We start from the raw sequence: 11,812 nt of genomic DNA, 5'->3' as shown, positions 1-11,812 counted from the left end.
CTTGCAAGACATCTTCAGCTCTAACAGCTAGACCTTAAGAGCCTGATAGAGAAGAGCTTAATAAGGTGCAAATCGTCAGAAGTATCTTCAGCTTTTCTTTAAAGTTTTCAAAAAGGCTAGACAACACTAGGTTTTGGTGGTACAAATGTTCTATGGAGTGATCCGTCGCTCTTAGCCACCGCTCCCAACACTACTCCTATGGAACGCCTTACTGAAGTCCAGCAACAGCTTTATGATTGGCTAGCCAGCTACATCAAAGAATATCAGCACTCTCCTTCTATTCGGCAAATGATGAAAGCGATGGGGCTTAAATCTCCCGCTCCTATTCAAAGCCGTCTTGAGCATTTGCGAACCAAAGGCTACATTGATTGGACAGAAGGCAAGGCAAGAACAATTCGGCTGATCCATAGCATTGCTCAAGGTGTGCCAATTAGGGGTGAAGTTTTTGCAGGGGGTGCGCTTGAACCTGCTACTGATGACGACACGACCTATCTTGACATTGCAGGGCTACAGCTTCGTCCCCAAGACTATGCGCTAAGGGTCACAGGAGACAGCATGATCGAGGCAATGATCGCCGATGGTGACTTCGTCATCATGCGCCCTGTGCAAGAACCCGACCGCCTGAAGGATGGCACCATTGTTGCTGCTCGAGTAGAAGGAGAAGGCAATACGCTGAAATACTTCTATCGCGAACAAGGTCATGTTCTGCTAAAGCCTGGCAATTCTAAGTATGACGTGATTAAAAAACCTCTAGAGAGGGTTACAGTTCAAGGCGTCTTGGTTGGTGTATGGCGTGATTACAGTTCCATAAAATAGTTGGAATAGCTCTGAGATTGGCTTCTGACTGAGATTTGTTGGAACAAGTATGTGGCTTAACAAGCGGGGGATCTGCTAGCAGATCCCCCGCTTTCTAGATCTAGGTATCTAAGAGGCGAACGGCTTTACAATTCTTTGAACAAGAGGGTCTCAAGCATCAGGTCGCGTAGAAAATCTTTAACTGATGACTTTCCTTAAATCCTTATTCCTTACACCCTCAATTAATTCTCATGTCTTCACTCATATTGGATCAGACGTATTACTATCATTAAGCTGTTAGACTCTGTTTCAAGGTTGTTGCTTTCATGACTACCTTGACGTGTGTTCTACCTTACTGGCAATTTGGATTGGTCATCCGCAAGAGTGAGGTTTTAACCAATGCGCCAAATTAACTTTGTAATTATCTTTGTCTTCTGCCTGGCTCTCGTCCTGTTTGGGATTGAGAACACAGAACCTGCTGTCATTCATGTTGTTGAAGGAGTTGAGCTACAAGCGCCCCTGTCAGTTGAGTTGCTTTTGGCAATGGGAATTGGGGCAACATTAGCCTGGGTCTTTAGCGTTTGGACGCAGATTCAGCGGGTGTTGGAATCAGGGAAAGAAATTCGTCAGCGTGACGTTCGAATTGAAGAGTTGGAGCAAGATGTACAGCGCTATAAGGTAGAGCTAGAAGAGCAGCAACGGCTTTTGCCTGCCTCCCAATCTCGAACTGAAGATGTCGAAGTCACTGAGGTATTTGCAGCTAAATAGCTTGTCTACCTTGCTGGATGCTGTTGACGATAATGCTACCAATGCTATTGATGATGAATGCTTCTGCCCTAATTGATCCGCTCAGCCCTTGGAGCTTGTGGGTGCCGCTTTTGTTTCTCAACCTGATTGTGATAGCAGCGGTGTATTTTGTCCGAATTCGTATCAGGTAAGCTTCTCTCCTATGACCCAATCCCTGGCACAAAACGCGATCGCCCTGCTGATTGACCTGGCAGAGCGAGGAGAAGTAGATCCCTGGGATGTGCAAGTGATTGAAGTCATCGATCGGTTTCTGAGTCAACTCAAACCAACGCAAACCGTCGAGTCAGGTCGAGCACCCTATGAGGCTGACCTATCGCAATCAGGACAGGCTTTCCTGTATGCATCGATGCTGGTTTTGCTGAAGGCAGACAGTCTGGCTCGCCTGGAGGCAGGAGCCGAAGCAGAGATCGTCGAAGAACCTGAATTGTTAGATGAGGCAGGGGCAGGTCAACCCTTGCCGCTGCATTTAGAGCGACGGATTCGGCGACGGGCGGTGGCCCGTCCACCCCAACAGCGGCGGGTCACGCTCCAGGAGCTGATTGCTCAACTTGAGCTAATGGCGACTGCAATGGTGGATCAAAAGCCCCGTTCGCGGGTGCGCCGCCCTCGCTCACAATCTCGCTCACAGGCGGTGCGGGCGATCGCCCAGCTTGCTCACCAGGAAAACCTGTCAGAGGTTGCAGCCGCAATTGACCAGTTTCTCGCTGAGCATTGGGATGAGATCAGTCAGGGGCAGGACTGGCTAGATTTTGAGTCGCTTCTAGACGTTTGGATTAATCCAACCGGAAATGGAGTGGCAGAATTTACTAAACCTGTTGATTTGCACAGTCATTCTCCTCAGGGTGATCGGGTTGCCGTGTTTTGGGCACTGCTGTTTCTTTCGTCCCAATCCAAGGTGGAGCTATCTCAAGAGGAGTTTTACCAAGATTTGAAAGTTCGGAGCTTAAGCCGTGATGCAACAACTGAGCCAGAATTCCCAGCGATCGCCTTGCCAGACTGAAGCGATCGCTAAATCTTTCACTCGCTGCGGGTGATATTGAACGTCGTGCAACTGTCTTGCCTGTAAGCTTTTCTGCAGTTTCCATTAAGTAAATTCCGGTTTTGCTAACAGGCTTAATGTAGATTGTGCAAAATTGCTATTTTGTATCCAGTAATTCCCAGAGATTATGGAAAACTGGAACAAGTTGACCAAATCGACATCAACTAAGCAGAAGCTAACCTAGCCCAGGATTGAGAGAAAATACTTATGAAAGCCATGATTCTGGCAGCAGGTAAGGGTACTCGTGTACGCCCTATTACCTACACCATCCCTAAGCCAATGATTCCGATTTTGCAGAAGCCAGTAATGGAGTTTTTGCTGGAACTACTGCGTCAGCATGGCTTTGACGAAATCATGGTGAACGTCAGCCATCTTGCCAACGAAATCGAAGGCTATTTTCGAGATGGTCAACGATTTGGCGTTCAGATTGCCTATTCCTTTGAAGGGCGAATTGAGCCAGACGGAACTCTGGTTGGCGCAGCGCTCGGCTCCGCTGGAGGAATGAAGCGCATCCAAGATTTTTCTCCATTTTTTGATGACACCTTTGTGGTGCTTTGCGGCGATGCCCTAATCGACTTAGATTTGAGCGCAGCTGTGCGCTGGCATCGTGAGAAGGGTGCGATCGCCACAGTCGTTATGATGCCCGTACCCCGCGAAGAAGTTTCCAGCTACGGTGTGGTTGTCACAGATGAGGAAGGGCGGATCAAAGCCTTTCAGGAAAAGCCCTCCGTTGAAGAAGCCCTAAGTACTGACATCAACACGGGTATTTACATTTTTGAGCCAGAAATCTTAGATTACATTCCCTCTGGTGAGGAATACGATATTGGCGGACAACTTTTCCCCAAGTTGGTAGAAATGGGTGCGCCCTTCTACGGCATCTCAATGGACTTTGAATGGGTAGACATCGGTAAAGTACCTGATTACTGGCGCGCAATTCGCAGTGTCTTGCTGGGTGAGGTCAAGAACGTAGATATTCCGGGACATCAGGTTGCCCCCGGCATTTACACGGGGCTAAATGTTTCAGTGAATTGGGACAAAGTTGACATCAAAGGCCCGGTTTACATCGGCGGCATGACTCACATTGAAGACGGAGCCACAATTATTGGACCAACAATGATTGGCCCAAATTGCTACATTTGCAGCGGCGCGACCGTAGACAACAGCGTCATCTTTGAATATTCTCGCCTTGGCCCCGGAGTGCGCTTAGTCGATAAGCTAGTGTTTGGTCGCCACTGTATCGACAAGACTGGAGCTGCCATCGATGTACAGGCAGCCGCATTAGATTGGTTGATCACCGATACTCGTCAAGTTCTCCCCTCGCAACCCCCTGCCGAGCGACAGGCGATCGCCGAGCTACTAGGGAAGGGATAAGAGAAGGGATTAGGAGCTAGGAACTAGGGGCTAGAGGGGGAGGAGATAAATTATCTTCTGGGTCCTCCATAACCCTAGCCCCTAGCCCCTAGCTCCTAGCCCCTATTAAGATTCCGCCCATATTTTCTGTTTCTCATGCAAGATCATGTTAGAAATCAGAGAATAACCTGCTGTAGCAAGTCTTAGCATTGAGCATTGGGCGCATGAATCAATTAACGCTGCAATGGGTAGAGGCAGGTCACGTCAAGACCTACACCATTGCTGATAAACAGCAGTCAATTAACTCGTCTGGAGGCATTCGGATTGGGCGTGATCCGGTGCGATGTGACCTGGTATTGACTCATCCAACAGTATCGGGTTTGCACGTCGAAATTTTTTATAATCCCCAGCACGGCGGGTTTTACTTGCGAAATTTGCGAGATACAAACCCTCCCCTTGTCAATCGGCAAAAGCTGACTGAGGGTGAAGTAGCGCTGCGTCAGGGTACCAGTATCTATTTGGGGCAGGTTGAGCTTCAGGTGGTGGCGATCGCCTCAAGCGTTGCTAATACGGTCGCCGTACCGCCACCTACTGCAACGACACCAGTACAACCGACGGAGCATCCTGCGGCTTCCCAGGCAAGCACATCGTATGGACTGAAGTGTCCTAGATGTCATCAAGTTTCGCCCTATGAGCGGCTTAGTCTTGGCTGTCCCTGGTGCGGCACGTCTCTAGCTGCTGCCGTTAGCGTGCTGATGGTTCCGGGAGAAAAATAATCGCCTAAGTCCTATCCTTCTACCCTATGAATCCCGGACTTCTGCAAATTCGCTTGCGTTGGGATGATCCTGCCACAGGAGAACGACGAGAGCCCATTCTGTCCGTGCCAATTGCTCTAGGGCGGGAATTTGCCCAGATGCCTGCTTCCTTGAGGGAACAGCGAGTTGCGCGGATTATGCTGGACAGTGGCCAGGTTTCGCGATTTCATGCGCTGATTGAGCAGGATAGCGTGGGGGTGGCGATCGCCGACCAGAACAGCAGCAATGGCACCTTTGTCAACGGCACCCGCCAAACTCGAAGCTTCCTTACCAATGGCGACACCATTCAAATTGGTCCTTACCAAATTTCCGTTTTTCTAGATATTCAGTCGGCTGCCACTCCAATTGGTGATTCGACCATCCTGTTTCATTCTGAAACAGACCTGCCTGTACCTGATGCTACATCCACCCTATCCGGATCGACCCCAACGGCACCTGCGGCACGCTCAAACTTTCCACCCCCCTTCTTTCAGGCTCAGCAAGTATCGATGCGTGACCTGATGGACACCGAGTTGATGGTGCATGAGTTTGACTATGCAGCAATTGGGGCAGGACTGGGCAGCTTCATTTGGGTAGATTTGCTGCGGCTTTGTGGGGCACGGTTGAATCAAGTCGTGGCGATCGGCATGGAACCACAGCCCTACGCCCGCTACCAACGCCTTTGCCAGAATTCCCAAATTCCGCTGCACGAACGGTTGCGGTCAAACTCTGATTCTTGCCCCGATAACATTTGGGGATTTCCTAGCTACGCCTTTCGAGAATCGTGGCACAGCTTTCGCCAAGGGCAAATCGGTTCTGCACTGAAATATCTGTGGCAGGTGTTTGCCGAACCAACCCTAGCAGAAACCTATACGCCTCGCTCTGGCAATGTGTTTGCCTCAATTGACCGAGAGGCACAGCGAATTGGCTGGCAGCAGATTTTTCGCTATGGGCGTGTTTTATCAATTCGCCAAACGAATGATGGACGGTATGCGATCGCCTATTCCCGCTCGACCGCTAGCCACCGAGAACATGCCTTCATTGTGTCGCGCTACCTGCACCTGGCAACAGGCTATCCGGCAATTCAATTCCTCCCTGACTTGCAGGCTTACCGTGAAAAAACGGGCGACTTCAAATCTGTCGTCAATGCCTACGAAGAACACGAACACGTTTACCAGAAATTAGAACAGTACGGCGGTACCGTGCTAATCCGTGGTCGTGGCATTGTCGCTTCCCGCATTGTTCAGCGCATCTATGAAGCCCGGAAGAAAAATCCTCATATCTCGCTGCTGCATCTGATGCGATCGCCCAAACCGCAAGGCAACAAATTTGGTAAAGCTCAGCGTCAGGTCAAACATCACTACGAATTTCAGCCGTTTAACTGGCCCAAAGCCTGCTGGGGTGGAGAGTTCCGCGCTGTGCTAGAGTCCGCTGACCCACAGCAGCGATCGCGCCTGCTCGCTGACTGGGGCGGCACCACCACCGCCGACCGCCACGCCTGGCAGCGTATCGTCCAGGAAGGGCTAAACCAGGGCTGGTACAAGATTGCCTTTGGTGAAGTCGAGCGCGTCGAGCAAGACGGGCAAAAAGGTACCATCACCTACATTCAGGAAAAGGACTTCAAAGGCAAAACTCAACTAGAGGCAGACTTCATCATTGATGCTACTGGGTTGGATGCCAAAGTTAACGCCAACCCACTGCTCGAAGATCTGGTAACACACTACGATCTGCCTATTAATGCTCTGGGTCGTCTCAGCGTGGCTAATGATTTCGAGCTAGTCGAAATGCGTTCCTCCGGGCAGGGGCGCGTCTATGCCGCAGGAGCAGCCACTCTGGGTGGACCTCACGCTGCTGTCGATAGCTTTCTGGGACTACAGTACGCCGCCCTCGCTGCCGTTGATAGCCTCGTCTCTACCCGCGCTCCCAACCTCCGCTACCTCAACGGACTCACTTCCCTGACTCAATGGCTTAGATGGGTCACGAATCAAGCTCCCAACCAACCCTAGCTCCCAGCCCCCAGTTCCTAACCCCTTTCCCCTATGACCCCCACGCTTCTCGGTCGCTGGCAATCTCGACTGTTACTCCTCGCTACAGTTGGGCTATTGGTAACGCTACCCTTCTCAATGGGTTGGATTGTGCTCGGTTCGTATCCAGTTTTTCTGTGGGTGTTGGGCTATGTTGCCGTCTTTGGAATAGGGTGGGACCTGCTCTACGATTATCTACAAAAATTTCGCTGGGATCGAGACTGGCCAGCTGCGTTTCAGCTCTTAGCAGGCATCTGGGAAGCAATATTTATTCTCTTACTGTTTAAGACAATTGGATTGCCAGGAATTGCCAGAACTACCCCAATCGGTTGGTTTGCACTGCACTATAGCCTGGTCTGGCTAGCAGTCTTTACAATGTCACAAACTTTGATGCGAGTGGTATTTTTGCGATCGCGCTTTCGAGGCGGACAGTGGCTATAGAAGAAGGACAGGAATTGTTTAGTTGCTGTCTGGTTCATAAAAGGTGATACAGACCCCAGCTAGATCAATGACAGCAAACTCTTTTGTTCCCCAAGGTTTAGTTTGTAGTTTGCCATTGGGATGAATCATTATTCCCCCTTTTGCTTGAAACTCCTGATAAAGCTGTTCAATCTGTTCAACTTGAATGCGAAAGGTTGTCCATTCTGCTAAATGTTTGTCGTCATTTTGCTGTAGAACAATTTGGGCTGAGTCACGTTTCACGATCGCCATTGTGACAGGCGCACCTTCCCGATAAACTGTCGTAAATCCAAGCTGCTGTTCATAAAAGGCGATCGCCTTTTCTACATCCTGACCTGCTGGAATAAACGGGCTAATGTTGCCAAGCTTTGGTGAAGTGGTCATAGATTATTCTTCCTAACTGAATTGTGGCGATCGCTTTTTTGTTAAGAACTAAAGCATCCACTCCAGCACAATTCCCACTCGGCTGTCTTTATTAAACGAAGAATTTTGCTTTTGAATATCCGTTGAAATTCTCAAATCTTCAGTCAGCGCATAGCCAACTGATAGCGTTGTTATTCCTACTTCCTCATCCCGACCAGGTGCCACCCAAGTTTGAGTCAATGAAATATCAGCCGCTCCTGTACGTGAGAGGGCAAGCAAAAAGCGCAGTCCTAGGTTGAGGTCGTCGGTAGTGTATTCATCGGTTTCCAGGTAGCGGTAGCCAATCACAGGAGCGACGTTGATATAGCTACCCAATGGACGAATGTAGTAACGCAAATCGGCACCGTAAGCCTGGCGATCGCCCTCGAAGGTTGCTTGATAGTCAGCGCTGACCGTCAGCCCCGTTTGACCGATGAACACGTCCTCAATGCCGACATTAAACCCACCCGCCTGATCGGTAGAGGGAAACTGCGAATAGCCCAGCCGCAGCCGCGTCCGAAAGCTTGGATCGCTGCGAATCTCAGACAATACATCGGGAATGTCTTCCAGCCAGCGTTGAAGAACTGGGCTATTTTCGATCGTCTCTGAATCTAAATCCACTTGTTCGGTCGCGTCAGAATTGCTTGAATCATCAGAATCTTGTGGTTCAGACGATTCTGGTGAAGGAGAAGTTTGGGCGATCGCTTCTATTTCTGGCAATTCGACGGTATAACCGATTTCAGCAGCTTCAGCATTGGAAGCGATCGCACCAAAAGAGTCCTCAGTAAAAGAAGCCTGAGTCAATTCGCCTGAAAATCCTAAATCAGCAACTTCTCCTAATGGCGGCAGCGTTGAAAGATTAGCGATCGCAGCAGATTGAGGCACTCCGACTTGAGAAATTGCATCCAATTCAGCTATTTCGGAAGTAACGACCTCTGATGTAACCAGATCTAGATCCGATGTGGCTACAGCAGTCATCTCTGCAGACTCTATGCTTGAAGTTTGAAGGTCTGCCTGCACTTCAGGTGCCAATGCTAAAGCGGGAGCGATCGCTAAAGGAAACCAGCACATCGCCATTCCCGCAATCCGGTTCACATTTCTCACAAGACAAATCCTAGACCTAGCAATAGCCCACTCCAGAAATGCAAGGTAACCGCAATAAATTTGCAGTTGCTTACTTGCTCTGGCTGGCCGTGGTGTTGAGCAACATGACGGCAAAGTTTGAACGCAGGTGGCAGGCTGAGGAAAATTAGCAGCGTCCAACTCGGAAAAACCTGCAGCGCCACACACAACCCCGTCAACCCGTAGATACTGCCACAAAGCCAGGGCAGGAGGCTAGCCCCTCTGGCAGTTCCCAAACGCACAATAGGCGATCGCTTACCTGCCGCCAGGTCATCTTTAACCTGATGGAAGTGCGAGCAAAACAAAATCAAACTGGTGCTGATGCCAATAATAATCGAAGCAACCAGTGCAGAAATCGACCAGGACTGAGTTTGGCTATAGTAAGCAGCAGCGATCGCAAGCGGACCAAAGCAAACAAAACAAATTATTTCACCCAATCCTTGATAGCCCAAGCGAAAGGGCGGTCCTTGATAGCTATAGCCCAAAGCACAACAGAGCAAAACAATACCAGGAATAGTGAAGTCACGCTGGAGCCAGGCGATCGCTAAGACTCCAGATACGCCTAGCCCTAAAAACAAGTTTCCTAACCAAAAAATTAGAGATTTGTTGCCTGTCAAATTAACCAACGAATGAGCTTTGTTTTGATCAATTCCTGTTTCCGAATCAAACACATCGTTGCTCAAGTTTATCCACGCCACGATTAAAATAGCCGCGAGTAAAAAAGTTAAAAATATTCCGCTTTGAATCGTTCCTGTTTCAGCAAATGCAATGGCTGTTCCAACCCAAATCGGAATCACTGCAACACTATACATTGGCGGCTTGATGGCTGCTAGCCAGAGCTTAGATTTGGGGTAACTAAGAGACTTTGTGGTCATGGCTTAAAACTCAGCAACTTAAAACTCAGCAAGAGACACGGACAGCTTGTCTCAAACATTCCTTGTGTCCCTCCCGCTCGCATTCTCGGAATCCTACCGAGGTGTTGAGGCGAAGAACACGGTTACGGGAATCGGAGACAGAGATAGGCAGGAATAACTGTTTTTCCTCCCAAATCCACCCTACGGGAAGCTGAGCAGCAGTGCAATGTGTCAGTTTTCAAAGATTTGTGACTCTTGCTCTAGCGAGCGAAGGCAGCTATGTCAGGCTGGTTCAGTCCACAAAATGCCGCAGGAACCATGCCAGAACTCGGCTTTTTACGATAACCTAACCGAGAAACTGCTTGACTGCTTGCTCTAAGCCCGCTGCTCAGAGAATCGGGTGCAGTGGTTACAGCAATTGGAAGTGTGCTACCTGTATTCATAGGTAGTCTAATCGGATTACACTAAACACTTCATCCAAAAAGCGCTTAGTTTAATCATTTCTATCTACTTAAAGCTGATCCATTTTGGGAAAATCTGACCTTTTTGCGTCCATGCCAGTCATACCCCATTCTGTCAATCTCTTTCAGAACTGTAAGCAGTTTTTTCAATTTCTTTCAATTTGTCAGCAGAAATCAATTGAGCAGAATGAGACGCAAATTGCTAGTATTTCCTTAAAAGTTGATCGGGTTGATCCGCTTGCTGTGTTACACGAAATTGCAACACCAGATCAGCTTCATTTCTACATCGAAAACCCCGCCGAAGATGAAGCGATCGCTGCTATTGGAGCAGTTTCATCTCTAAAAACGTCAGGGAAAACACGTTTTTTTCAAGCTCAAAATTTTACTGAATCCTGTTTCAATCATCTAGTTTCAGCCACTTCCTCAAACCATTTATTACCACGTTGCTTCTGTAGCTTTAGCTTTTTCGACCAGGGCGCTACTTCAGAATCCACTTTCTCAGAAGCCACTATCTTTTTACCAAAGTGGCAAGTTTCTTCAAAAGCGGATCAATCAATCGTGATTTTGAACCTAGCAATCCACGCTAATTCTAATTTGGAGCTTTTGATTGAACAAGTTTGTCGTGAATTTCAAAATATTTGTCTAGCAAAGTACGGAATTTTTAACCTTTCAAGCAACATTCAATATAAATTGAATCACTGGAACGTAAATGACACCAATAACTTTAAAGTAGCCGTAGCCTCAGCATTAAAGTCTATTCAAATTCATCACTTAAATAAGCTTGTATTAGCCCATGCAGTAGATGTAGTTTCAAAATTCCCTTTTCAATGGATCGACTCACTACATCACCTCCGCAAAATTTATCCTGATTGCTACACTTTCTCAACAGGCAATGGCAAAGGTCAAAATTTTATTGGAGCTAGTCCAGAATGCCTTATCAGAATTTGCGATCGCCAGCTCCATACAGACGCCCTAGCAGGTTCTGCACCTAGAGGTAAAACAGTGACAGCAGACGCAGACCTGGCGAATCGATTGCTGAATAGCTCCAAAGAACGGCATGAGCATCAGGTCGTAGTAGACTTCATTGCTCAACAACTATCTCGCTTTGGACTTAACCCCCAAATCCCAGCCGTACCAAACTTGCGCCAGCTAACCAATATTCAACACTTGCACACTCCGATTCAGGCAACTCTCCCAAAATATCTGCATCCACTAGAAATTCTGGCTCAGCTCCACCCAACCCCTGCTGTTGCCGGGATGCCCAGGGACTTTGCTTGTGAAGAAATTCGACGTTATGAAAAATTCGAGCGATCGCTCTACGCCGCTCCACTTGGCTGGATTGATGCTCAAGGGAATGCTGAATTTATCGTCGGAATCCGCTCTGCCCTCATTGACGGACATCATGCTCGTCTCTACGCTGGAGCAGGAATCGTCGCAGGTTCTAACCCAAACCGAGAGCTAGCAGAAGTCAAACTGAAGCTGCAAACTCTACTTCAAGCACTAGTTTAGATAACCAAACAACATTGTTTAAGAAGAACAATATGTTTAAAGAGCTAAAGCCTCCTTCGCTTTGTTGAAGGAGGCTTTAGCTCTTTTAATTAATAACCTGGCGCCGAGCTATTTTTGCGGAGGGCAACCCCTCAACTATCTTTGCCGCAGCGATGTTTCACGACCGAGTTCGGGATGGGTTCGGAGTGGTTCCATT

13 protein-coding genes and 1 rRNA gene are annotated in these 11,812 nt (G+C 48.5%); 9 read left to right on the top strand and 5 right to left on the bottom strand.

Annotated elements, in window-relative coordinates:
* The first annotated feature begins 198 nt into the window (after nt 1–198).
* From lexA to H6F93_RS29995, 8 genes are all read left to right on the top strand, one after another.
* Nucleotides 199–816 carry a transcriptional repressor LexA gene (lexA, locus tag H6F93_RS30030; RefSeq protein WP_190689169.1) on the top strand — a complete coding sequence of 206 codons (618 nt, stop codon included), beginning with the start codon at nt 199–201 and terminating at the stop codon, nt 814–816.
* Between the two features lie 378 nt (nt 817–1,194).
* On the top strand, nt 1,195–1,563 hold the full coding sequence (locus H6F93_RS30025; protein ID WP_190644675.1) for a lipopolysaccharide assembly protein LapA domain-containing protein: 369 nt from the start codon (nt 1,195–1,197) through the stop codon (nt 1,561–1,563).
* Between the two features lie 32 nt (nt 1,564–1,595).
* On the top strand, nt 1,596–1,733 hold the full coding sequence (locus H6F93_RS30020) for a hypothetical protein (RefSeq protein WP_190644674.1): 138 nt from the start codon (nt 1,596–1,598) through the stop codon (nt 1,731–1,733).
* Between the two features lie 11 nt (nt 1,734–1,744).
* Nucleotides 1,745–2,602: a segregation/condensation protein A gene (locus H6F93_RS30015; RefSeq protein ID WP_190644673.1), complete on the top strand. Its 858-nt coding sequence runs from the start codon at nt 1,745–1,747 to the stop codon at nt 2,600–2,602.
* A gap of 246 nt (nt 2,603–2,848) precedes the next feature.
* Nucleotides 2,849–4,012, top strand: a complete 1,164-nt coding sequence (locus H6F93_RS30010; protein WP_190644672.1) for a nucleotidyltransferase family protein — start codon at nt 2,849–2,851, stop codon at nt 4,010–4,012.
* Between the two features lie 203 nt (nt 4,013–4,215).
* Nucleotides 4,216–4,767, top strand: coding sequence for an FHA domain-containing protein (locus tag H6F93_RS30005; RefSeq protein WP_190689166.1), 552 nt, complete (start codon nt 4,216–4,218; stop codon nt 4,765–4,767).
* Nucleotides 4,768–4,793: 26 nt separating this feature from the next.
* Nucleotides 4,794–6,791, top strand: a complete 1,998-nt coding sequence (locus H6F93_RS30000) for an FHA domain-containing protein (protein WP_190689163.1) — start codon at nt 4,794–4,796, stop codon at nt 6,789–6,791.
* A gap of 33 nt (nt 6,792–6,824) precedes the next feature.
* Nucleotides 6,825–7,250 carry a hypothetical protein gene (locus H6F93_RS29995; RefSeq protein ID WP_190644669.1) on the top strand — a complete coding sequence of 142 codons (426 nt, stop codon included), beginning with the start codon at nt 6,825–6,827 and terminating at the stop codon, nt 7,248–7,250.
* A gap of 18 nt (nt 7,251–7,268) precedes the next feature.
* On the opposite strand, the gene H6F93_RS29990 is transcribed toward H6F93_RS29995, so the two are convergent.
* From H6F93_RS29990 to H6F93_RS29975, 4 genes are all read right to left on the bottom strand, one after another.
* Nucleotides 7,269–7,652, bottom strand: coding sequence for a DUF8817 family protein (locus tag H6F93_RS29990; RefSeq protein WP_190689161.1), 384 nt, complete (start codon nt 7,650–7,652; stop codon nt 7,269–7,271).
* Nucleotides 7,653–7,700: 48 nt separating this feature from the next.
* Entirely contained in the window at nt 7,701–8,774 is a 1,074-nt protein-coding gene (locus H6F93_RS35995) for a hypothetical protein (RefSeq protein WP_190689156.1), read from the bottom strand.
* Nucleotides 8,771–9,667 carry a 2-carboxy-1,4-naphthoquinone phytyltransferase gene (menA, locus tag H6F93_RS29980; protein ID WP_190689151.1) on the bottom strand — a complete coding sequence of 299 codons (897 nt, stop codon included), beginning with the start codon at nt 9,665–9,667 and terminating at the stop codon, nt 8,771–8,773. Before menA ends, H6F93_RS35995 begins: the two co-directional genes overlap by 4 nt.
* 239 nt (nt 9,668–9,906) lie before the next feature.
* Nucleotides 9,907–10,089: a hypothetical protein gene (locus H6F93_RS29975; protein WP_190689149.1), complete on the bottom strand. Its 183-nt coding sequence runs from the start codon at nt 10,087–10,089 to the stop codon at nt 9,907–9,909.
* Nucleotides 10,090–10,200: 111 nt separating this feature from the next.
* On the opposite strand from H6F93_RS29975, the gene H6F93_RS29970 reads away from it, so the two are divergent.
* Nucleotides 10,201–11,616: an isochorismate synthase gene (locus tag H6F93_RS29970; RefSeq protein ID WP_190689147.1), complete on the top strand. Its 1,416-nt coding sequence runs from the start codon at nt 10,201–10,203 to the stop codon at nt 11,614–11,616.
* A gap of 95 nt (nt 11,617–11,711) precedes the next feature.
* Here the strand turns inward: H6F93_RS29970 and rrf are convergent.
* Nucleotides 11,712–11,812 (bottom strand): 5S ribosomal RNA (gene rrf / locus H6F93_RS29965); the annotation flags it as partial.

Source organism: Leptolyngbya sp. FACHB-671, from assembly GCF_014695745.1.
Classification (GTDB): domain Bacteria; phylum Cyanobacteriota; class Cyanobacteriia; order Elainellales; family Elainellaceae; genus JAAUTN01.
The sequence above is the reverse complement of the archived record's forward strand: the minus strand, read 5'-3'. Positions and strand labels throughout refer to the sequence as shown.